Origin of the sequence: Micromonospora sp. C28ISP2-4 (genome assembly GCF_030519385.1) — a bacterium.
In the GTDB taxonomy this organism is placed as follows: domain Bacteria; phylum Actinomycetota; class Actinomycetes; order Mycobacteriales; family Micromonosporaceae; genus Micromonospora; species Micromonospora tulbaghiae.
Window position 1 is genome coordinate 88,521 of sequence record NZ_JAUMKG010000001.1, and the last position, 22,010, is coordinate 110,530.

General features: G+C 74.6%; 18 protein-coding genes. 5 read left to right on the forward strand and 13 right to left on the reverse strand.

The genetic code is table 11. From position 1 onward, the window contains the following. Positions 1 to 90 precede the first annotated feature (90 nt). Positions 91 to 1,341, forward strand: coding sequence for a peptidase C39 family protein (locus Q3W68_RS00410; RefSeq protein WP_302903582.1), 1,251 nt, complete (start codon positions 91 to 93; stop codon positions 1,339 to 1,341). Here Q3W68_RS00410 and Q3W68_RS00415 read toward each other — a convergent pair whose 3' ends face one another. Both Q3W68_RS00415 and Q3W68_RS00420 read right to left on the reverse strand, forming a co-directional pair. Next, positions 1,342 to 2,634, reverse strand: a complete 1,293-nt coding sequence (locus Q3W68_RS00415; RefSeq protein WP_302903583.1) for a PQQ-binding-like beta-propeller repeat protein — start codon at positions 2,632 to 2,634, stop codon at positions 1,342 to 1,344. After that, entirely contained in the window at positions 2,631 to 3,887 is a 1,257-nt protein-coding gene (locus Q3W68_RS00420; RefSeq protein WP_302903584.1) for a PQQ-binding-like beta-propeller repeat protein, read from the reverse strand. The genes Q3W68_RS00415 and Q3W68_RS00420 overlap by 4 nt, the downstream gene beginning before the upstream one ends. 105 nt (positions 3,888 to 3,992) lie before the next feature. Between Q3W68_RS00420 and Q3W68_RS00425 the strand changes: the two genes are divergently transcribed. After that, a complete protein-coding gene (locus Q3W68_RS00425) occupies positions 3,993 to 5,849 on the forward strand; it encodes a hypothetical protein (protein WP_302904915.1) in 1,857 nt (618 codons plus the stop codon). A 10-nt stretch (positions 5,850 to 5,859) separates the two neighbouring features. On the opposite strand, the gene Q3W68_RS00430 is transcribed toward Q3W68_RS00425, so the two are convergent. Both Q3W68_RS00430 and Q3W68_RS00435 read right to left on the reverse strand, forming a co-directional pair. After that, positions 5,860 to 7,641: a hypothetical protein gene (locus tag Q3W68_RS00430; RefSeq protein WP_368045713.1), complete on the reverse strand. Its 1,782-nt coding sequence runs from the start codon at positions 7,639 to 7,641 to the stop codon at positions 5,860 to 5,862. Then, positions 7,599 to 9,512, reverse strand: coding sequence for a hypothetical protein (locus Q3W68_RS00435; RefSeq protein WP_302903586.1), 1,914 nt, complete (start codon positions 9,510 to 9,512; stop codon positions 7,599 to 7,601). Before Q3W68_RS00435 ends, Q3W68_RS00430 begins: the two co-directional genes overlap by 43 nt. 156 nt (positions 9,513 to 9,668) lie before the next feature. On the opposite strand from Q3W68_RS00435, the gene Q3W68_RS00440 reads away from it, so the two are divergent. After that, complete coding sequence (locus Q3W68_RS00440; RefSeq protein ID WP_302903587.1) at positions 9,669 to 10,859, forward strand: hypothetical protein; 1,191 nt, start codon at positions 9,669 to 9,671, stop codon at positions 10,857 to 10,859. A gap of 133 nt (positions 10,860 to 10,992) precedes the next feature. Here the strand turns inward: Q3W68_RS00440 and Q3W68_RS00445 are convergent, their stop codons facing one another. From Q3W68_RS00445 to Q3W68_RS00465, 5 genes are all read right to left on the reverse strand, one after another. Next, positions 10,993 to 11,382: a hypothetical protein gene (locus tag Q3W68_RS00445; RefSeq protein WP_302903588.1), complete on the reverse strand. Its 390-nt coding sequence runs from the start codon at positions 11,380 to 11,382 to the stop codon at positions 10,993 to 10,995. Between the two features lie 132 nt (positions 11,383 to 11,514). Next, on the reverse strand, positions 11,515 to 13,458 hold the full coding sequence (gene dxs, locus Q3W68_RS00450) for a 1-deoxy-D-xylulose-5-phosphate synthase (RefSeq protein ID WP_302903589.1): 1,944 nt from the start codon (positions 13,456 to 13,458) through the stop codon (positions 11,515 to 11,517). A gap of 58 nt (positions 13,459 to 13,516) precedes the next feature. Continuing rightward, positions 13,517 to 14,677, reverse strand: coding sequence for an anhydro-N-acetylmuramic acid kinase (locus tag Q3W68_RS00455; RefSeq protein ID WP_302903590.1), 1,161 nt, complete (start codon positions 14,675 to 14,677; stop codon positions 13,517 to 13,519). A gap of 106 nt (positions 14,678 to 14,783) precedes the next feature. Then, complete coding sequence (locus Q3W68_RS00460; RefSeq protein WP_302903591.1) at positions 14,784 to 16,052, reverse strand: class I SAM-dependent RNA methyltransferase; 1,269 nt, start codon at positions 16,050 to 16,052, stop codon at positions 14,784 to 14,786. Next, the gene (locus tag Q3W68_RS00465; RefSeq protein ID WP_302903592.1) at positions 16,049 to 18,100 is read right to left on the reverse strand and encodes an APC family permease; all 2,052 of its coding nucleotides are present in this window, start codon (positions 18,098 to 18,100) and stop codon (positions 16,049 to 16,051) included. The genes Q3W68_RS00460 and Q3W68_RS00465 overlap by 4 nt, the downstream gene beginning before the upstream one ends. Before the next feature lie 158 nt (positions 18,101 to 18,258). Between Q3W68_RS00465 and Q3W68_RS00470 the strand changes: the two genes are divergently transcribed. Both Q3W68_RS00470 and Q3W68_RS00475 read left to right on the forward strand, forming a co-directional pair. Next, positions 18,259 to 18,924 carry a TrkA family potassium uptake protein gene (locus Q3W68_RS00470; RefSeq protein ID WP_174536106.1) on the forward strand — a complete coding sequence of 222 codons (666 nt, stop codon included), beginning with the start codon at positions 18,259 to 18,261 and terminating at the stop codon, positions 18,922 to 18,924. 3 nt (positions 18,925 to 18,927) lie between these two features. Continuing rightward, positions 18,928 to 19,617, forward strand: a complete 690-nt coding sequence (locus tag Q3W68_RS00475) for a TrkA family potassium uptake protein (RefSeq protein ID WP_302903593.1) — start codon at positions 18,928 to 18,930, stop codon at positions 19,615 to 19,617. 6 nt (positions 19,618 to 19,623) lie between these two features. Here the strand turns inward: Q3W68_RS00475 and Q3W68_RS00480 are convergent, their stop codons facing one another. From Q3W68_RS00480 to dut, 4 genes are all read right to left on the reverse strand, one after another. After that, positions 19,624 to 20,304, reverse strand: a complete 681-nt coding sequence (locus Q3W68_RS00480) for a DUF3159 domain-containing protein (protein ID WP_091419970.1) — start codon at positions 20,302 to 20,304, stop codon at positions 19,624 to 19,626. Next, entirely contained in the window at positions 20,301 to 20,681 is a 381-nt protein-coding gene (locus tag Q3W68_RS00485; protein WP_013284795.1) for an OB-fold nucleic acid binding domain-containing protein, read from the reverse strand. The genes Q3W68_RS00480 and Q3W68_RS00485 overlap by 4 nt, the downstream gene beginning before the upstream one ends. Positions 20,682 to 20,849: 168 nt before the next feature. After that, positions 20,850 to 21,470, reverse strand: a complete 621-nt coding sequence (locus Q3W68_RS00490; protein WP_302903594.1) for a DUF3710 domain-containing protein — start codon at positions 21,468 to 21,470, stop codon at positions 20,850 to 20,852. Positions 21,471 to 21,495: 25 nt separating this feature from the next. Continuing rightward, positions 21,496 to 21,993: a dUTP diphosphatase gene (gene dut / locus Q3W68_RS00495; RefSeq protein WP_199733147.1), complete on the reverse strand. Its 498-nt coding sequence runs from the start codon at positions 21,991 to 21,993 to the stop codon at positions 21,496 to 21,498. Positions 21,994 to 22,010: the final 17 nt, after the last annotated feature.

Below are 22,010 nucleotides of genomic sequence, written 5' to 3' on the forward strand. Positions count from 1 at the left end.
TTGCAGAAAACCTTCGGGTACGCGATGCTCGGCGGCGATGATCGACAACCGCAGCAGCCACAGGCCACGGCCACGCCGGGCGGGCTCCCGATGAGCGGCCGCGACATCGCGTACCGCCGGTTCCGCTTCCCGGCGGACCGGGAACGGGGTCGTGCGGACGGGCTGCGCGCCGGGCCGGACGGGCTGACGCCCGACGGCGATGCCGGCCGGGTCACGCACACCGACCCGCACTCCGGGACCACGGCCGAGTACGCCGCCGGCGCCTGGACCTCCCCCGTGACGTCCGTCGGCTTCGCCGTCACCGAACTGGTGCCATCCTGGACCGCCCACACCCCGCCCGGCTGCTGGCTGCGGGTCGAACTGCGCGGCTGGGCCGATGACACGGCCACCACCGGCTGGTACGAGCTGGGCCACTGGGCCGCCGACGACAGCGCCGTGCACCGCGCGTCGGTACCCGGGCAGGAGGACGACCGGGCGCGGGTCGCCGCCGACACGCTGCGGGTGACCGGCGCGACGGTGACCGGCTGGCAGGTCCGGGTGACGCTGTTGCGCCGGCTCGACGCGCCCGCCGGCCCGGTGCTGCGCACTGTGGGCGTGGTCGCGTCCACCGATCCGCCCGCCACCGCAACCGCAACCGCAACCGACGATGGCGCCGACGCCGACGCAGCCGGCACGCAGCCCGCCGCCACCGGCGCTGACGCCGACGCCGCGCTTCGGCCGGGGGCCGCATGGGGACGGGTGCTGGACGTGCCGCGCTACGCGCAGCGGCTGCACGCCGCCGGGGAGAACCGCTGGGGTGGCGGCGGCGACTCCTGGTGCAGCCCCACCTGCGTGTCGATGGTCCTCGACTTCTGGGGCGCCGGGCCCACCCCGGACCGGTACGCGTGGGTGGCGCCGCCCGGCCCGCGCCCGCAGGTGGTGCACGCCGCCCGGCACTGCTACGACCACGCCTTCGGCGGGCCGGGCAACTGGCCGTTCAACACGGCGTACGCGGCGACGCACGGGGTGGACGCCTTCGTCACCCGGCTGCGCTCGCTGGCCGAGGCGGAACGGTTCGTGGCCGCCGGCATCCCGCTGATCGTCTCGGCCGCGTTCACCGCCGGTCAGGTGCCCGGCCTGGACTACGACACCCGGGGGCACCTCATGGTGCTGGCCGGCTTCACCGCCGACGGCGACCCGGTGCTCAACGACCCGTACGCCCCGGACGACGAGCGGGTCCGCCGCACCGTGCCGCGCGGACCGTTCGAGAGCGCCTGGCAGGCGGGCAGCGGCGGGATCGCGTACGTGCTGCGGCCGGAGTCGACGCCGCTGCCGCCGCCACCGGCGCAGGCCAACTGGTGATCAGCGGCCGACCGGCCAGATCGCCATCCCCCCGGTCGGGCGCAGGCACACCAGTTCCGTACCCGTGTCCGCGCACTCGGACCAGGCACCCGGCAGGATCCCCCGGATCCGTACCTGCCCGGCCGCCACGTCCAGCGCGCCGACGAGCGTCCGGTCCTCGGTGAGCGTGCGCAGTCCGATCAGCGGCCCGGACTGCAGGCCGTTGCCGGAGACGCGCCAGCGTCCGAGCCGGGCCAGCACGCGGCCGGTCGGCGGGTCCAGCACCGACAGTTCCAGTTCCTCCCCGACCCCGCGCTCGGCGGCGATGAGCCGGTCGCCGACCGGGCCCATGCCCAGCCAGCGCTCGTCCGACCAGGCCGGACGGCCGGTGGCCGGGTCGAGGGCCTGCGCGCCGCCCACCTGGTCGCGCAGGCACACCATTCCGGCGCAGTCGGCGAACCAGAGCCCGGCGCGGGAGCCGACCGGCAGGCTCCACCGCTCGTCGAGCCGGTCCAGCCCGTACCCGGTGACCGTGCCCCGGGCGTCCTCGACCAGCAGGAGATCGGCCACCACCTGCGCGTACCGGTAGGTGGCGCGATCGGCCGCGGGCGCCACCTGGCCGGTGTGCGCGACCACGCCGGAGTCCGCGTCGTACACGGTCACCCGGCCCTGCGGGGTGACCAGCACGAGCTGCGTCACCCCGTGGGTGTCGTGACGGTATCCCACCTCCTGACCGGGCACGGGCAGCGTCCATCGCACCGCGCCCGAGGCCGGGTCCACGGCCCGCACGGTGCCCGCACCGGGCGGGCGGGGATTCTCCAGCAGCAACCCGCCGGAGGCGGTCCGGACCGGGTAGCCGGGGTGCCGCCAGCGCAGCGCGCCGGTGGTCGCGTCGAGCATCGCCGAGACCGAGTCGCCGTCCCCGGCCGGGCTGCTCGTCACCAGCAGTCCCCCGCCCACGGCGGTGAGGTCGAGCACGTGGTCACCGGCGGTCAGCGCGAACCGCCACACCGGTTGCCCGCCGGGCAGCCGGTGTGCGGCGACCACCCGCCCACCCCGGCCGATCGCACCGGGGCCGTCGGCCACCACCACCCGGTCCGGCAGGAGCACGAACGCCGCACCCTGCGGGGCGGGCACCCGGATCGGCTCGGGCCGGCGCGGCGGCGCGGCGGCGGCGGTGACCACGAGCAGCACCAGAGCACCGAGCAGCGCCACCCGTGCCGTCCGGCCCGGCGGCCGGCGGGGCGGCCGGTCGGCCGGCTCGTCGGCGGACTCGCCGTGCCGCATCTCCCCCAGCTCGATCACCGGGCTCACGTCAACCGCCGCACCATGTAGTCGCCGCCGGGCCGGCGGCAGACCAGCAGCGTCACGCCCGTGGTGCAGTCGGTGCCGGTGTACGTGCCCCGGACCGAGGGCGGGTCGCCGGACAGGGCCACCTCGGCCAGGAGCCGGCGGCCGCCGCCCAGCGGTCGTGTCGCCAGCAGCGGGCCGCCCGACTCGTGCTGCGGGACCAGGGTCCAGCCGCTGAGGTCGGCGATCAGCCGCCCGTCGTCCTGGTCCAGCACCGCCAAGCCGTCGTCGATGTCGGTGTCGGGGACACCGACGAGCAGCCGGCCGCCACGCTCCGCCGCCACGCCGGCCCATCGGTCCACGCTCCAGCGCACGGCGCCGGTCGCCGGGTCGAGCGCGGTCGTTCCGCCGGCCAGCCCGACGGCGCAGAGCAGGGCGCCGCAACTCTCGACGTGGCCGACGAGCTTCCGCGCGACGGTCCAGCGCGGGCGGAGCGTGTCCAGGTCGTACGCCTCGATGGCCCCGTCGCCGTCGCGGAACTCCAGCAGCAGCCCGCGGGCGATCTGCAACCGGCGCTGCGCGGGCGGTTGTACCGGGTGCAGGTCCCGCGCCACGAGCCGCGCGCCGGTGCGCGCGTCCACGACCACCGTCTCCCCGGTCGCCGGGGACAACACCATGCGCGCCGGCCCCACCGGCTCGAAGTCGAACCCCAGCGAGCCCGACATGGGCACCGTCCACAGGGCGCGGCCGTCGGCCGGGTCCACCTGCGTGATCGACGTCGTGGTGTCGGAGGTGACCGAGTGCATCAGCAGCACCCGGCCCACAGCGAACGCGACTCCGGGCCGGCGCCAGACGTTCGCGCCGGTGGCCGCGTCGTACGTCACCGTCTGCCAGTCCGTGTTGTCGACGCTCCGGCCGGCCACGATCACCCGGCCGTCCTGCTCCCACACCGACACGGCGGTGCTCACGCCGGGCAGCGGGCTGCGCCACCGCTCCCGGTCGCCCCGGTACGCGAGGATCTCCCGCCCGCCGCCGGTGCCTCCGCGATCCGGCCGCACGACGTACACCACGTCGCCGGAGACGAACACGGCCGATCCCAGCCCACCGGGCAGCGTCCACTCGACCGGGCCTCGGGGCGGCGCCGCGGCGGTGAGCGTGAGCAGCGCCACCAGCAGCACCACCAGGCTGCGGAACGGGCGCCCGACGGCGCGCGGGGGCCGGGGCGCCGGACCGGGCGAGGCGTCGTCGCGCATCTCCCCCAGATCGATGACGGTCACGACCATCCTCTCCCGCGCGCCGGGCTGCCGCCCGACCGTGACCGGCCGCGTGACGAACCGCCTGTACGATGGCGCGTCGTGGCCGTGCCCGTGGTGGACCCCTCGTTGAACCCCTCGTCCGTCGAGGCGGACGCCGTCGTGGCCGATCCGCCACGTCGCGCCCGTCGCCGGCCGGCCCGCGCCGACGTGCTGGCCATCGGAGCCTATGTGCTCCTCGGCGTTCTCGTCTGCCTCAACTACTGGGGCGACGTCGAGCACCGGGTCTCCTCGCACCTGCCCACCGACCACAGCTGGTTCGAGTGGCTGTTCGCGCACGGCGCGTACTCCGTGCAGCACCTGGAGAACCCGCTGTTCACCACCCGGCAGAACGCGCCGGACGGGGTGAACATGATGGCGAACACCTCGCTGCTCGGCGTGACGTTGCCGCTGGCGCCGCTGACGCTGCTGCTCGGCCCGCAGGTGATGTACGCGCTCTACCTGGGCGCCGCGCTGTCCGCGACCGCCGCCACGTCGTACTGGGTGCTGTCCCGGCACCTGGTCCGCTCCCGGGGCGCGGCGTTCGTCGGCGGCGCGTTCCTCGGTTTCGCGCCGGGCATCGTGCACCACGCCAACGGCCAGCCCAACTTCGTGTCGAACTTCCTGCTGCCGCTGATCGTGGCCCGGGTGCTGCGGCTGGGCGAGCCGGGCCGCTGGCGGCGCAACGGTCTGGCGCTCGGGCTGCTGGTCGCGTACCAGATCTTCATCAACGAGGAGATGCTGCTGCTGACCGCGCTGGCCTGCCTGGTCGTCGTGGTGGCGTACGCGGTGCAGCGGCCCCGGGCGGCCCGCGAGCGGGCCGGGTCGTTCGTGGCCGCGCTCGGTCTCGGCGGCGGCGTGGCGCTGCTGCTGACCGCGTACCCGATCTGGTACCAGTTCAACGGCCCGCAGTCCTACCGGGGCCTGCAGGGCGGCGTCTTCCACAACTGGGGCGAGGACCTGGTCGCCTTCGTCACGTTCGCCCGGGACACGATCGCCGGCGACGAGGCGGTGGAGAAGACCATCGGCCTGACCGAGCAGAACACCTGGTTCGGCTGGCCGCTGGTGCTGGTGGCGCTGGCCGCGCTGGTCCTGCTGGTCCGCCGCTCGGTGCCGGCCCGGATCCTGGCCGTGCTGGTGGTCGTGTTCACGATCGCCTCGATCGGCCCGGTCGTACGGTTCAACGGCGCGGAGACCGACATCGACGGACCGTGGGCGTACGTGCCGGACGACCTGCCGTTGGTCGAGATGATGATGCCGACCCGGTTGAGCCTGGTCGTGGTGGCCGCCGTCGGCGTGCTGCTCGCCCTGGCGTGGGACAAGCTGGCCGGTGCCGGCCGTCCGCCGGTGCCCGCCCCCCGCTCCGGCGCCGACGGCGGCGGGGACGACGCCGACGGCGAGCCGTCCGCGCGCGACACGCGGCGCCGGGTGCTGCGCCTGGCCGGGCTGGTCGCCGTCGCCGCCGCCCTGGTGCCGCTGATCCCGCGTCCGCTGCCCGCCGAGCGGATCGACCCGCCGCCGCACTTCATCACCGCGGGTGGCTGGCGGCCGTACGTGCCGGAGGGCCGCACGCTCGTGCCGGTGCCGATCCCGAGCAACGTGCACGGGCTGCACACGCTGCGCTGGAGCGCCCTGACCGGGCAGGAGTTCCCGATCCCGGGCGGCTACTTCATCGGCCCGAACGAGCGCGGCGAGGGCGTATTCGGCGCCCCGAACCGCCCCACCAGCACGCTGATCTACTCCACCATGGACGCAGGCGAGGTGCCGGAGATCACCGAGGAGAACCGCCGCCAGGCAGTGGAGGACCTGCGCTTCTGGCGGGCCTCGGTGGTGGTGCTCGGAGCCGGACCGCGCGAGGCGGTGCTGCGCGACCTGATGGCCGAGCTGCTGGGCCCGCCGCAGCGGGTGGACGACGTGTGGATCTGGGACGTGCGCGACCGGGTGTGACGCCCGCCGGTCAGCCGACGAGCGGTCGGACGTCCCACAGGTATCCGCCGGGCACGTCCCGGCCGGGGCCGACCAGCGCGTCCACAGTGGCGCGGACCGGGTCGCCGGGTGACGAGTCGGCCTGCACCAGTGCCGCGGCCCGCCAGTGCCGCAGGTCGTCGACCGCCTGCCGGCGTTCCGTCTCGCCGACCGGCGGCACCCGGCCGGTCTCGGCGGCCCGGCGCAGCAGCAGCGACGTGGGCCGGTCCGGCGCGCCCCAGCGGGCGGCCGGGTCGTCCGCCGAGCGCGGACCGATGAAGTAGCCGCCCGGCGCGTCGAACGCCAGCCCGGTGCGCGCCGACCAGAACATGGCGGGGCTGACCGCCGCTCCGGTCACCGGCGGCACCGGCACCAGTGTCCGGCCCGCCGGCACGTACTCCCGCCAGCCGCCGCCGGACACCACGGCCGGGACCGGCGGGACCGGCACCGTGCGGATCGGCGTCGGCGCCAGCGGCAGCAGCGCGGCGGCGACCGCGCCGGCCCACGGCGCCCAGGTGCGCGCGCCGCCGCGCCGGACCCGGTCCACTGCCAGCGCCAGCAGCACCCCGAGCACCGGTACGCAGACCAGCGCGAACCGCGCCGGCACCACCAGGTCCAGCAGCGGCACCCCGGCGAGCAGGCGGTACGGGCCGGGCAGCCCGGTGTCGTCCCGGTTCACCACCATCGGGGAACCGAGCGACAGCAACGCGAACAGCAGACCGCAGGCGGCGAGCGCGCGCACCAGCGGCCGCCGCCACAGCCACACCACCACGAGTACGGCCAGCAGCGGCAGGAACGGCCCGAAGAAGGAGTTCTGCTCGGTCGGGTTCGGTGACAGCAGCCCGGCCCGGTGGGCGTCCCCGGTGACGCTCTGCCGGGCCATGGCGACGAACGAGACCACGTCCAGCCGGTAGCCCTCGGTGTGGAACGGCATCCCGCGGTAGTGGCCCGGCCCGGCGAACTGGAACCACAGCGGGTACGCCAGCAGCACGCCCGCGACCAGCGCGCCGATGCCGAGCCGGCGGGCCACCACGGGCGCCAGGCGACGCGCGGCGGCCCGGTCGGCGAGCGCGTACGCCCCGGCCAGCACCCCGGCGGCCAGCGCCAGGAAGACCAGCACCTCCTCGCCGAGGAACACCTGGTACGCGACGGCCAGCCCGAGCAGCACGCCGTCGCGCCGGACCCGGTCGGTGGCCGGGCGGAACACCAGCGCGAGGATCACCGGCACGAGGAACTGGGCGGCCATGTGCAGGTGCGCCCCGGCCTGCGCGACCATGCCCGGGGCGAAGCCGCAGAACAGGCCGCCCACCGCGGCGGCGGCCCGGGAGCGGACCAGCCGGCGGGCGAGCAGCGCGTACCACGCGGTGGCGGTGCCGGCGAGGCTGAGTGTCACGGCGACGAGGAAGGCCGCCTGGGAGCCGAAGACGACTGTGACCGGGGTGAGCGGCACGCCCAGCCCGAGCACCGAGGTGTTCGCCATCAGGTTCACCCCGTCCGGGGCGTTCAGCGCGCCGCTGTACAGCGGGTTCTCGCCGCCGGTGACCGCACGGGCGGCCCGGGCCAGCATCCACTCGAACAACATCTGGTCGCCGGCCTGGTGGAACAGCCGTTCCGGCCGGCGCCACTGGCCGGTGGTGAGCAGCACGGCGAGACCGAGGTAGCCGGCCACCACCAGCACGTCGACCGGGCGGGGCCGGCGGCGGGGCGCGGGGGCGGGGACCGCCGGTTCGGTCAGGCGGACCGGCTGGTCAGTTTCCGCACGTCCCACAGCCACACGTTCAGCTCCTGCCGTCCGGGGCCGACCAGCTGCTCCACGGTGCGGCGCAGCGGCTCGGCGTTCTGCTCGTCGCGCGGCAGCACCACCACCGCCGCGTTCCAGTGCCGCAGCTCGTCCAGGTAGCGGCGGCGCTGCCGGTCGTCCAGCTTCGGCGTGCGGCCGGTGGACGATACCTCCCGCAACATCTCGCCGATGCCGCTGGGCCGGCCGCCGAAGCGCCCGGGGTCGCCGGTGACGCCGTTGCGCGGCGCGAGGAAGTAGCCGCCGGGGATCTTGAAGTCGAGGTTGGTGCTGGCCGCCCAGCGCATCGGGTCGGTGTTGCCCATCGCGGGCACCGGCACGGAGACGAGCGTCTGGTCCGGCCCGACGTACTTGCGCCAGCGGTCGGCGGTGATGAACTCCGGCACCGGCTCCCGCGTGGTGACCCGCAGCGGCATCGGCGCGATCGGCAGCAGCGCGAGGACCAGGCCCGCGGCGGTGAGCCTGCGGGCGGTACGCCGGTCCACGCCGCGCAGCGCCCAGGCGCGCCGGACCGCGTACGCGAGCAGGATCGCCACCGTCACGCCGGTGATCATGCCGAAGCGGGTCGGCACCACGGCGTCGAGCAGCGGCAGCCGCACCAGCAGCTCCCACGGGCCGGTGGCGATCTCCCGGTCCCACCAGGAGATCCGCTCGCCGAGGGAGAGCACGGCGAAGAACAGCCCGGTGGCGGCGAGCGCGCGGACGATCACGTCGCGGCGCAGCCACACCACGATGCCCACGACCAGCAGCGACAGGCTCCAGCCGAAGAACGCGTTCTCCTCCGAGTAGTTCGGCGCGAGGTTGACGTTGGCGCGTTCGTTCCCGCCGAACGTGGGCGAGCCGGGGGCGAAGAACGCGGCGATGTCGTTGCCGTAGTCGCGCACCGCGTCGCTGAGCCCGTGGTACGCCATCGGCCCGGCGAACTGCACCCACAGCGGGTACGCCAGCAGCGCCCCGGCCAGCGCGGCGCAGACTGCCAGCCCGGCGCCGAGCGGCCGCCAGGCGGTCGTCCACCGCTCGCGCTGCTGCACCACCACGGCGATCAGGAACACGCCCAGCGCCAGCGCGGTGAAGAGGAGGATCTCCTCGTTGATGAACGCCTGCGCGGTGACCAGCAGCGCCAGCAGCACGCCGTCGCGGACCGGCCGGGCCGACCGGGTCAGCACCAGCACCCGCCACACGATGAACGGCAGCAGGAACTGGCTGATGATGTTCGGGTGCCAGTTGGCGTGCGACAGCATGGCCGGTGAGAACCCGCAGAACCAGGCCGCGACGGCGGCGGCCGGGCGGTGCCGGATCAGGTGCCGGGACAGCACCCGGTACCAGGCGGCGGCGGTGCCGGCCAAGCCGAGCGTGACGAGCGTGACGAAGGAGACCGCCGGTCCGAACAGGAGGGTCACCGGCACCATCGGGATGCCCAGCGCCAGGATGGCGGTGTTCGCCATCAGGTTGACGCCGTCGGGGTAGTTGAACTGCTCGGTGAAGAACGGGAACTCGCCGTGCAGCACCACCCGCACCGAGTGGGCCAGGAAGAACTGCACCTGCGCCGGGTCGCTGCTGTAGAGCGCGGCGACCCGCCCGGCCGGGTCGACCCAGATGCCGCTGGTGACCCAGATCGCGGCGAGCAGGAATCCGCCGTACACGGTGAGGTCGATCCGGCGGCGCGTCCACCGCCACCGGCGCGCGCGCCGCGCGCCCGGCTCGGTCGGCGCTTCCGGCGTGGTCGTGGTCGCCCGCTCCGGTTCGCCGGCGACGGTGGCCGGCGGTGGGTCCAGGGTGACGGCGCGGTGGCCCGTCGGGGCGGCGGCGTCCGGCGTCGAGGCGCCGCGGGTCTCGGCAGGCGTCACAGTCGGCGGAGTCTACCGGAGCCGGATATTGGTACCCGAATCGCCCGTCACGTTCCGCAGTGGCCGATCGGCCGAAAGGGTGAGCCGGGCGCGGCCGGGTGACCGGTCGTCTCGTACCATGTGGGCTTCCGACCGACGACCGGCGAGGGGATCAGGGTGCTTTCAGCCCGCCGAGGCGCTACGACGGGCACCGCGCTGGCAGCTCTGCTGCTGGTCACGGTCGGTTGCGGACCGGTCGCCGAACGGCAGCCGGCGGACCTGCGGGTCGGCTACGACAGTCTGGACGGCACCCTCGCGGTGTGGCCGCCGCGCGGCAGCCTGGCCGGCGACGACGCGGTGACCGCCGCGATCACCACGGCCGTACGCGACTGGCGCTCCCCGGTGGACGACCGGGTGCACGTGCCCACCTCCGGCATCCTCTTCTCCGGCCAGGTCGCCGGGTCGGCGCTCGCACTCGTCGCCGCCGACGTGCCCGGTGAGGCCGCGTCCTGGCTGCTGCAACTCGACCGGGACGGGCAGCGCTGGCGGGTCGTCCACGCCACCGAGTACACCGACCCCGGTTACCTGGTCTACTCCGACGTGCTGCCGGTGCGTGAGCCGACCGGCCGCCGCTACCTGACCTCGGCCCGCGTCGAGCGGCTGACCGGGCCCGACGGCAAGGTGCTCGGCAACACCGACGGCGTCACCGACCCGGTCGCCGTACCGGCCTGCCGGGCCGTCGAACTGACCGCGACGCTGCGGTCCACGCCGTCGCTGCCGCGCGGCCGGGCCGCGGACCGCGTCCTCGACCTGGGTACGGCCACCGAAGCGCCCCGCTACCCCCTGGTACGCGACGAGACGGGCGCCGGCAAGCGCGCACTGACCGGACTGGACACCTGCGTGCTCGGCGGTGAGCGGGGCCCGTTCGGCAGCGTGCCGCGCCGCATCGGCGACCGTGAGGCGCCCCGCTCCGCGCCGGAGTCCTGGCCGATGGCGAAGATCGCGACGCGTTCGCTCGGTTCGGTGGCCCTCGGTGAGGGCGAACCGGGCGAGTTGGAGCAGCTCAGCTGGGAGACGCCGGCCGGGACGATGACGGCTGTGGTCTACCGGCCGGCCGACGGCGGCACGCCGGTGGTCTCCCCCGCCGACCGGTCCACCACGCTTCAGGCGTACCACCTGCCGATGCCGGGCCGGCCGCTGGCCGTGCTGTCCTGGCGTACCCGGGACGCCTCGTTCTCCGCCCCGCCCGGCACGACCCGCCTGGTCGACCGTCCCGGCCTGGTGGTGGTCGAGCACACCGACCAGAGGCAGACGTTCAGCCTGGCCGGCACGGAGAAGACCTGGTACCGCTCCCTCCCCACCCCCTGACCCGCAAGTCCTCTCCCCTCCCCGCATGGTGGCCTGCCTCGCGCGGTGGCCTGCCCCGTCGATCATGAACCTGACGGCGACAAACCAGCACCGCCAACCTCATGATCACCCGACCTGCTCGCTGATCAAGGAGTCAACAGGGGGCCAGGCCAGGGCTGGTGAGGGCTCGGCGATCTTGCAGTTGGTGCCCCGGTGATCGGGGCAGAACCGGCAATCCGGGGGCCGGAAGTGCAAGATCGACGGGATCGGGGCGGGTGTGGGCGCGAACCAGGCCGCGCGGCCGGGGACCGGGCGGCCCCATGGCCAGCACCCCGGCCAGGGCGCCGTCCACGATCGCGCAGCGCACCTGCTTGTGCGCCGAGGTGATCGCCCCGGCCCAGCCCTCTCGCTGCTCCCGGGCCAGCTCCGGAGTGAGGATCTCCCCGACCGGCAGTCCACCGGCCCCGTAGTAGGCGACCCGCGCCCGGCTGTGCAGCGCGACGATCCCCGAAAGATCCCCGAGCCCCGCCTCCCGCACCTCCACGACCCCGCCCTCGGCATCTCACATCCGGCGATCTTGCGGTTGCGGCCCTCCCTGATCGGGCGAAGCCGACATCAGGAGGGCCGCAAGTGCAAGATCGACGCGGGAACCCCGAGGGGGCCGGCGGGGAAAGGGTCAGCTCTGGGCCCGGGCTCCGTTCGTCGCCGGGTCGACCGGGGCGGCGTCCAGGCCGGAGAGCCAGCCGGTGACGTCGCGCGCCACGTCCTGCGCGGTCAGCCGCAGGTCGGCCAGGATCTGCGCGCGGGTGCCGTGCGGGTGCCAGTCCGCCGGTACGCCCATGTCCTTGACCGGCACCCGGACGTCGGCGTCGCGCATCGCCTGGGCCAGCGCCGAGCCGACGCCGCCGATGCGCACGCCGTCCTCGACCGTGACCACGAGCCGGTGCCCGGCGGCCAGCTCGACCAGTTCGGCCGGCACCGGGCGCACCCAGCGCGGGTCGACCACTGTGACGCCGTACCCCTGCTCGGCGACCCGGGCGGCGACCTCGACACCGAGGCCGGCGAACGAGCCGACCGCGACCAGCAGCACGTCGGTACGCGCCGACTCGGCCAGCACGTCGACCGGGCCGACCCGGCGTACGGCCGGCAGGTCTGCGGCGACGGTGCCGGTCGGGAAGCGCAGGATGGTCGGGCCGTCGTCGACGGCGACCGCCTCGCGCAGTTCCTCGCGCAGCGTGGCCGAGTCGCGGGGCGCGGCGATCCGCAGGCCGGGCACGACGCCGAAGACGGACATGTCCCAGATGCCGTAGTGGCTGGGCCCGTCCGGGCCGGTGATGCCGGCCCGGTCGAGCACGAACGTGACGGGCAGCTTGTGCATGGCCACGTCCAGCAGCACCTGGTCGAACGCGCGGTTGAGGAACGTGGCGTAGACCGCGACGACCGGGTGCAGGCCACCCATGGCGAGGCCGGCCGCCGAGGTGGCGGCGTGCTGCTCGGCGATGCCCACGTCGTAGACCCGCTCCGGGTACTTGCGGGCGAGCGTGGCGATGCCGGTGGGCTCGGCCATGGCGGCGGTGATGCCGACCACGTCGGGGCGCTCGTCGGCGATCGCGACCAGCTCGTCGGCGAAGACGTTCGTCCACTTCACCGACGGCACGGCGAGCAGCTTGCCGGTCTCGGCGTCGAACGCGCCGGGGCCGTGCAGGCAGTCGGCCTCGTCGTCCTCGGCGGGACGGTAGCCGTAGCCCTTGCGGGTGACCGCGTGCACGATCACCGGGCCGCCGAAGTTCTTCGCGGCGCGCAGCGCCGCCTCGACCGCCGGCACGTCGTGGCCGTCGACCGGGCCGACGTACTTGATGCCCAGGTCCTCGAACATGGCCTGCGGGGCGACCGCGTCCTTGATGCCCTTCTTGACCGCGTGCAGCACCTCGTACATCGGCTTGCCGACGAACGGGGTGTTGCCGAGCGCGTCCTTGACCGTGTCGAGCACCTTCTCGTAGCCGGGGTTGAGCCGCAGCGACGACAGGTGGTCGGCGAGGCCGCCGATGGTGGGCGAGTAGGACCGGCCGTTGTCGTTTACGACGATCACCAGCGGGTTGCCGGCGGTGGCGATGTTGTTCAGCGCCTCCCAGCACATGCCGCCGGTGAGCGCGCCGTCGCCGACCACGGCGACCACCGAGCGCTTCTCGCCGCGCAGCGCGTACGCCTTGGCCAGGCCGTCGGCGTACGACAGGGCGGTGGAGGCGTGCGAGTTCTCGATCAGGTCGTGCTCGCTCTCCGCCTGGCTCGGGTAGCCGGAGAGGCCACCGCGCTGGCGGAGCTTGTCGAAGCCCTCCTGCCGGCCGGTGAGGATCTTGTGCACGTACGCCTGGTGGCCGGTGTCGAAGAGGAGCCGGTCACGCGGGGAGTCGAAGACCCGGTGCATCGCCAGGGTCAGCTCGACCACACCGAGGTTGGGGCCGACGTGGCCGCCGGTGCGGGAGACCTTGGCGATCAGGAAGTCACGGATCTCGGCGGCGAGGATGTCCAGCTGCTCGGCGGTCATCCGCTTCACGTCCTGCGGGCCGCGGACGGTGCCCAGCAGCCGACCGTGGTTGGCCGTGCCCTCTTCAACACTCATGACCGGAGAGTCTATCGGCCGCGGAACAGTCCGCAGCCCGGCCGTGCATCGACCCAGGTCAGGCGTCCACCACCAGCCGGCGGGGCGCGGGTGGGCGCGGCGCGGCGGCGGACGGTCCGGCCGGGGTCCAGGAGCCGAGCACGGCGGCCCGGGACGCCCCGGTCACCGACGGCACCGCGCCCGGCAGCCCGTGCCAGGACAGCCAGCCCAGCAGCGCGAACGCGTACGCCTCCTTGGCCTGCGCCGGCACGCCCAGCTCGTCGGTGGTGCGCAGCCGCCAGCGTCCCTCGCCGAGCGCCGCCAGCCGCGCCCGGAGTGTGGGATTGCGCACTCCCCCGCCGGCGGCCACCACCTCGGTGACCCCGTGCCGGTCGCAGGCGTCGGCCACCGTGCGGGCGGTCAGCTCGGTGAGCGTGGCCAGCACGTCGTCGGCGTCCACCGGCTCGCCGAGCGCGGCCAGCGCGGCGTCCAGGTAGCCGCCGTGGAACAGCTCCTTGCCGGTCGACTTGGGCGGCGGCGCGGTGTAGTACGGCTCGGCGAGCAGCCGGGCAAGCAGCGCCTCGTGCACCCGGCCGGCCGCGGCGCGCGCGCCGTCGACGTCGCAGGGCCGGTCCAGGAGGCGCCGGGCGGCGGCGTCCAGCAGCGCGTTGGCCGGGCCCACGTCGTACCCGAGGACGGGCGCGCCGGGCGCGACCACGGTGAGGTTCGCGATCCCCCCGAGGTTCAACGCCCCCCGTGGACCGGCGGCCGGGTCGAGCAGCAGCGCGTCGAACGCCGGAACCAGCGGCGCGCCCTGACCGCCGGCCGCCACGTCCGCCGAGCGCAGGTCGTGCAGCACCGGTACGCCCACCCGGGCGGCCACCCGGGCCGGCGCGCCGAGCTGGAGCGTGCCGCGCACCCGGCCGTCCTCGACCCAGTGGAAGACCGTCTGGCCGGGCGACACGACCGCGTCGGCCGCTCCTCCGGCCAGCTCGACGCCGACGGCCGCCGCCTCGGCGAACACCTCGCCGAGGCGGTTGTCCAGCCGGCAGACCGCCTCGATGGTGGTGGCCGCCGGGGGCAGCAGCGCGCCGATCTCGGCCCGGAGGTCGTCCGGGTACGCCAGCTCGCGGTGCCCGAGCGGCCTCAGCCGCAGCGTGTCGGCGTCGGCGGTGAACTCGGCCGCGACCACGTCCACCCCGTCGTACGACGTGCCCGACATCAGCCCGACGATGCGCAAGGAAGGGCCCCTTCTTAACGGATCCGGTAGTAAAAGGGCCCCTTACTAACGCGATCAACGCGATCGACGCGATCGACGCGATCCACGCGCGGAGCCGGGGACAAGATCAACGCGGCGGGGGCAGGAACAGGCCCACCAGCTCCACGTGCTGGGTCATCGGGAACAGGTCGAAGCCGCGCAGCGCGGCCAGCCGCCACCCCGCCTCGGCGAACGTGCGCACGTCCCGCGCGAACGCGGCCGGATCGCACGCCACGTACGCGACCGCACGCGGCCCGGCGGCCGCCACCGCACGGACCACCGGGGCGCCCGCGCCGGAACGCGGCGGGTCGAGCACCACCAGGTCGACCGGGCCGGTGATCCGCCGCCGCGACAACGCCGCCTCCACCCGCGCGGCCACCACCTCGACGCCGGCCAGGTCGGCCAGGTTCGCCCGGGCGGCGGCCACCCCGTCCGGCGCCGACTCGACGAGCGTCACCCGGGCGCCGCCGACCCGTTCGGCGAGCGCGGCGGCGAACAGGCCGGCCCCGCCGTACAGGTCCCAGGCCGTCTCGCCCGACCGCGGGCCGAGCAGGTCGAGGACCGCGCCGGTCAGCGCGTCCGCCGCCGCCGGGTGCACCTGCCAGAACCCGGAGGCGGGCAGCGTGAAGGACCGCCCGGCCGCCGTCTCCCGGACCCGCTCCGGCCCGCTCACCGCCGCCGGAACCCCGTCGGTGTACGCGACCACGGCGACGTCCCCGCCGGTGCTGGCGACCGTCTCCACCGCGTCGGCGTCCGGCCAGCGGGCGCCGGTGGGCGGGAGCACCGGCAGCTCCTGGATCGCCGGGTGCGCGATCAGGCACCGCTCGATCGGCACCACCTCGTGCGAGCGGTGCTTGAGCAGCCCGGCCCGGCCGGCCGCGTCGACCGCGTAGCGGACCCGGGAACGCCAGCCCAGCGGCCCGCCGGGCAGCGCCTCGATGCGTACGCCGAGCGCGTCGATCTGCTCGGCGGTGAGGCCGCCCAGCCGGGTGAGTTGCTCGCGTACCACTGCCAGCTTCCAGTCGAGCTGGGCGGCCGGGGCGACGTGCTGGAGGTCGCAGCCGCCGCACCGGCCCGGCCGGGCGTACGGGCACGGCGGGGTGACCCGGTCCGGTGAGGCGTCCAGGATCTCCACCGCGTCGGCGCGGGCGAAGCCCCGGTGCAGCTCGGTCACCTCGGCGATCACCCGCTCGCCGGGCAGCGCGTGCCGCACGAAGACCACCTGGCCGCCGACCCGGGCCACGCAGTGCCCGCCCGGCGCGACCGCGTCGACAGTCAGCTCGACCCGCTCGGCCTCCTCCAGCCCGGGCCGGTCCGCCGACGCAGGCCCAGGCCCAGGCCGCTCCACCGCGCTCACGGCCGCTCCTCCCGCTCGGCGGACGGCGTGGACGCCACCGGCGGCGGCAGCGTGCTCTGCGGCGCCACCCGGGGGCCGCGCGCCGGGCCGCGGCTGAGCGTGGCGTCCAGCCGGTCCAGGTTCTTGCTGGCGGTGGAGGCGAGCTGCCACGGCACGCTGGTCACCATCACGCCCGGCTCGAACAGCAGCCGCCCCTTGAGCCGCAGCGCGCTCTGGTTGTGCAGCAGGTTCTCCCACCAGCGCCCCACCACGTACTCGGGAATGAAGACGGTGACCACGTCGCGCGGCGACTCCCGGCGCACCGACGCGACGAAGTTGAGGATCGGGCGGGTGATCTCCCGGTACGGCGAGTCGATCACGGTCAGCGGCACCGGCAGCTCGCGGCGCTCCCAGTCGGCCTGGAGGTCGCGGGTGTCCTGCTCGTCCACGTTCACGGTGACCGCGGTGAGGGTGTCCGGCCGGGTGGCCCGGGCGTACGCGACAGCCCGCAGCGTCGGCTTGTGCAGCTTGCTGACCAGCACGATGGCGTGGTTGCGGGCGGGCAGGACGGCCCGCTGCTCGGTCGGCTCCAGCTCCTCGGCGATGCGGTCGTAGTGGCGGCGGATGCCGAGCATCACCACGTACATCACGGCCATCGCGACGATCGCGATCCAGGCGCCGAGCAGGAACTTGGTGGCCAGCACGATGATCAGCACGACGCCGGTCATGGCCATGCCGAACGTGTTGATCGCCCGGGAGCGGATCATCCGGCGGCGCGCCTCCGGGTCGCGCTCGCGGCGCAGGTGCCGGTTCCAGTGCCGGATCATGCCGGCCTGGGAGAGCGTGAACGAGACGAACACCCCGACGATGTAGAGCTGGATGAGCTTTGTCACCTCGGCCTGGAAGCCGATGATCAGCACCACCGCGAAGACGGCCAGGAAGAGGATGCCGTTGGAGAACGCCAGCCGGTCGCCGCGGGTGTGCAGCTGGCGCGGCAGGTAGCGGTCCTGCGCGAGGATCGAGCCGAGCACCGGGAAGCCGTTGAAGGCGGTGTTCGCGGCCAGGAACAGGATCAGCGCGGTCATCCCGGCGACCACGTAGAGCAGCACCGAGCCGCCGCCGAACACGGTCTCGCCGAGCTGGGTGGTGACCGTCTTCTGCACGTACCCGTCCGGGCCGGAGATGATCTGCGTGCGCGGGTCCTCGACGAACTGCAGGCCGGTGAGGCGGGCCAGCCAGATGATGCCCACGAGCATCGCCACCGCGATGCCGCCGAGCAACAGCAGCGTGGTCGCCGCGTTCTTCGACTTCGGGCTCTTGAACGCCGGTACGCCGTTGGAGATCGCCTCCACGCCGGTGAGCGCGGCGCAGCCGGAGGAGAACGTGCGCAGCAGCAGGAAGACCAGCGCGAACCCGGTGACGCTGTGCTCGGCCTGGATCTCCAGGCCGGCGCTCGGCGCACGCAGGTCGTCGCCGAGCACGAAGACGCGGACCAGCCCGGTCAGCAGCATGCCGCCGATCACGATCACGAAGCCGTACGTGGGGATGGCGAAGGCGGTGCCGGACTCGCGCAGGCCGCGCAGGTTGATCGCGGTGAGCAGCACCACCGCGCTGACCGCGATGAGCACCTTGTGGGTGGCGACGAACGGCACCACCGAGCCGAGGTTGGCCACGCCGGAGGAGACCGAGACGGCGACGGTGAGCACGTAGTCGACGAGCAGGGCGCTCGCCACCGCGAGGCCGGCCTTGGGACCGAGGTTGACAGTCGCCACCTCGTAGTCGCCGCCGCCGGAGGGGTAGGCGTGCACGTTCTGCCGGTAGCTCGCCACCACCGTCAGCATGACCACGACGACCGCGAGCGCGACCCACGGCGAGAAGATGAACGCCGAGGCTCCGGCGATGGACAGCGTCAGGAGGATCTCGTCCGGCGCGTACGCGACGCTGGAGAGCGCATCCGAGGCGAAGACCGGCAGCGCGATGCGCTTCGGCAGCAGCGTGTGCTGGAGGCGGTCGGACCGGAACGGTCGACCGAGGAGGAGTCGCTTCAGCAGCGAGGTGGGTCGGGCCACAACCGCCAAGCGTACGACCACCTGGTGCCGGGCGCGGGGGTGGTCGATCTCCGGCGTGCGCGCCCGCGCGGTACGGTTCGGTCCCCCGTCCGGTGAGGGGACGTGGCAGGCTCGCAGACGACGGGTCGGCGGGCGGCGCCGTGGGAGGAGCGGACACCGTGCATGTGGTGATCATGGGCTGCGGCCGGGTCGGGTCGACCCTGGCCCACAGCCTGGAGTCGCGTGGCCACTCGGTGGCGGTGATCGACCAGGACGCGGACGCGTTCCGCCGTCTCGGGCCGGACTTCGCCGGCATCACGGTCACCGGCGCGGGCTTCGACGGCGAGGTGCTGCGCCAGGCCGGCATCGAGCGGGCCGACGCGTTCGCGGCGGTGTCCAGCGGCGACAACTCCAACATCATCTCGGCCCGGCTGGCGCGGGAGACGTTCGGCGTGTCCCGGGTCGCGGCCCGCATCTACGACCAGCGCCGGGCGCAGGTCTACGAGCGGCTGGGCATCCCCACCGTGGCGACCGTCCGGTGGACGGCCGACCGGATGCTGCGCCACCTGGTCCCCGAGGGCAACGTGGAGATCTTCCGCGACCCCACCAGCACCGTGTCGATCATGGAAGTGCCGGTGCACAAGGACTGGATCGGCCGGCCGCTGCGGCAGCTGGAGCAGGCCGCCGGCGCCCGGGTGGCCTACCTGAACCGGTTCGGCATCGGCACCCTGCCCACCGCCTCCACCGTGGTGCAGGAGGGCGACCAGGTCTTCATGCTGGTGACCGACGACATCAACGGCTCGGTCACGTCGGTGGCGGCGGCGCCGCCGGAAGGGGGGCACTGAGCCATGCGGATCGCCATCGCCGGCGCCGGCAACGTGGGCCGCTCGATCGCCCAGGAGCTGATCGACAACGGCCACCAGGTGATGCTGATCGAGCGGCAGCCGAAGATGCTGCGCCCCGACCGGGTGCCGGCCGCGGACTGGGTGCTCGCGGACGCCTGCGAGCTGGCCAGCCTGGAGGAGGCAAACGTGGCCGGGTGCGACGTGGTGGTGGCCGCCACCGGCGACGACAAGGTCAACCTGGTGGTGTCGCTGCTGGCCAAGACCGAGTTCGCGGTGCCCCGCGTGGTGGCCCGGGTCAACCGGGCGGAGAACGAGTGGCTGTTCACCGAGCAGTGGGGCGTGGACGTCGCGGTGAGCAAGCCGCGCGTCATGGCGGCGCTGGTCGAGGAGGCGGTCACCGTCGGCGACCTGGTCCGGCTGATGACGTTCCGGCAGGGCGAGGCGAACCTGGTCGAGATCACGCTGCCGCCGACCGCGCCCTACGTGGGCCAGCCCATCCACGCGGTGCCGATCCCCCGGGACGCGGCGCTGGTGGCGATCGTGCGCGGCAAGCGGGTGCTGGTGCCCACCCCGGACGACCCGATCGAGGCCGGTGACGAGCTGGTGTTCGTCTGCACCGCGGCGGTCGAGGACGACGTCCGCGCGGTGATCCTCGGGCCGGCCAGCGCGGACCGGCACCGGGGCCGCTCCTGAGCGGCGTCAGGAACCGGGCAGCGGGGTGGGTGCGGTCTCCCGGGTGACCCGGCGCACCACCCAGACGGTGATCAGCAGCAGCAGCGCGTACGGCGGGTAGCCCAGGGCGAGCCGGGCCACGCCGAGCGCGGTGTCCTGATGGGCCAGGTAGAGCCCGGCCTGTACGCCGACCTTGGCCAGCCACACCACGCCCCACAGCACGGTGAGCTGGGTGAAGGTGCGCACCAGCTTGGGGTCGTCGCGCCACTCGGAGCGGCCCTTGGCCACCAGCACCGACCAGATCCAGCCGACCAGCGGCTGCCGGATCGCGGCCGACAGCAGCAGCGCCAGGCCGTACCCGATGCCGTAGAGGATCCCCGGCAGGTAGAAGTCGCGCTCGTCGCCGGTGCGCAGCGCCAGCAGCGCGCCGATGCCGACGCCGAACAGCCCGTTGACCGCGTGCCGCACCGGCTTGCGCTGGGCCAGCCGCAGCCCGGCGATCAGCAGCGCCACCGCCACCGAGGCGTACACGGCGGGGCGCAGCTCGCCGATCACGTTGGCGACCACGAAGACCACCACCGGGATGCTCGACTCGACCAGCCCGCGCCAGCCGCCGAGCTGGTCGGCCATCTGCTCGGCGAGGCTGGGCAGCCGCTCCTCGTCCTGCGGGCCGAGGCCCGACGGGGTGTGCTGCTGTCCGGTCGTCACTTCGGCGACTCCAGCTCGTAGTACGGGTTGTAGATCACCTTGCGGTCGTCGCGCACCGCCACCCGGCCGCGCGCGGTCAGGTGCCGGCCCGGCTCGATCCCGGCGATGTGCCGGCGGCCCAGCCAGACCAGGGTCACCACGTCGTTGCCGTCGTAGAGGTCGGCCTCCAGCGTGGGCAGGTTCGTGCGGGGCGTGTAGACGACGGTACGCAGCCGCCCGGCCACCGACACCACCTGACCCCGATTGCACTGGTGGGCGGGCGTGCCGCCGGACTCGGCGCTCTCCCGGCGCAGCTCCTGCGCCTCGATCTCGGCCTCGCTCGCGGTGAGCCGGTGCAGGAGCCGCCGCAGCGACCCCCGGCTCTCGTCGGTCGTCATGACCTCCGCGTCACCCTCTCCACAGCGGGGCCCCGCGGGCGGCGGAACCGTCCCGCCAGCGTACGCGCAGTGGGCCGCCGACGGGAGCGGCGCGGCGCGTACCGCCGCCGGGACCGGACACGCCGCGGGCCCGGCGCCGTCTCGCGCCGGGCCCGTGCACGTTGTGGATCAGACCTCCTGCGCGTCCGCGGCCTGCTGCTCGGCGACCTCGCGGGGCAGCCGCAGCGGCAGCGGCTCGCGCACCGGCTTGGCCTCCTGGCCGCGGTCGACGACCAGGCCGTCCAGGCAGGCGGCGAGCGGGCCGGCGGCGGCCGGGTCGGTGGCGGCCGCGCCCTGGAAGACGCCGCGCACCATCCAGCGCGGGCCGTCGATGCCGACGAACCGCAGGTCGGTCGGCCCGTCCGGGGTACGCACCCGCGCACGCAACTCGAGCCCGTACTCGCCCTCGACCTCCTGGGCGGTCGCACCGTCGCCGACCAGCGACTGGCGGATCTCCTCGCGCACCTCGTCCCAGATGCCCTCGGAACGGGGCGCGGCGAAGACGCCGAGCTGGAGCGCGTTCTGCCCGTGCACCAGCACCACCTGCTGGATCACGCCCTGCGGGTCGGCCTGGACCCGCACCTCGACGTCCGGCACCGCCGGGATCCGCAGGCTGCCCAGGTCGAGGCGAGGCGCGTCGGGGGCCTCGCTGACGTCGTACGGGCCGCGGTCCGGCGCCGACGGGGTCTCCTCGGCGTCGAGGACCCCATTGTCACGCGCCTCGTCGGCCCGCTTCCGGGAGAAGATCACTGCGCCCACCCTCCGCTGTTCACACTCACCCTGCCACCTCTTCGCTCTGCCCGCCGGACGGCGCCGGGACCAGCCCGGCGTGCCCGCCGGTGGAGCCGTGCCCGCCCGTGCCGCGCCGGGACCCGGGCAGCTCGGCCACCGGCCGGAACTCGGCCCGGGCGACCCGCTGGACCACGAGCTGCGCGATGCGGTCGCCCCGGCTGATCTTCGCTGGCGTGTCCCGATCGTGGTTGATCAGGTTGACCAGGATCTCACCCCGGTAGCCGGCGTCGACCGTACCGGGCGCGTTGAGCACCGTCACGCCGAGTCTGGCCGCCAGTCCGGATCGCGGGTGCACCAGCCCGACGTAGCCGTCCGGCAGCGCCACCGCCACGCCGGTGGGCACCAGGGCCCGGCCGCCGGGGGGCAGCTCGACGTCCGCGGCGGCCACCAGGTCCGCCCCGGCGTCGCCGGGATGGGCGTACGCCGGCAGTGGCAGCTCCGGGTCGAGCAGCCGTACGGGCACGGGTACGACGTCTGTCACGGTCATCCTCTTCCGTC

Excerpts from the sequence above, each read along its gene's own strand:
- dxs (WP_302903589.1), bottom strand. The coding sequence starts at position 13,458 with ATGAGTGTTGAAGAGGGCACGGCCAACCACGGTCGGCTGCTGGGCACC.
- Q3W68_RS00410 (WP_302903582.1), top strand. The coding sequence starts at position 91 with ATGAGCGGCCGCGACATCGCGTACCGCCGGTTCCGCTTCCCGGCGGAC.
- Q3W68_RS00475 (WP_302903593.1), top strand. The coding sequence starts at position 18,928 with ATGCGGATCGCCATCGCCGGCGCCGGCAACGTGGGCCGCTCGATCGCC.
- Q3W68_RS00485 (WP_013284795.1), bottom strand. The coding sequence starts at position 20,681 with ATGACGACCGACGAGAGCCGGGGGTCGCTGCGGCGGCTCCTGCACCGG.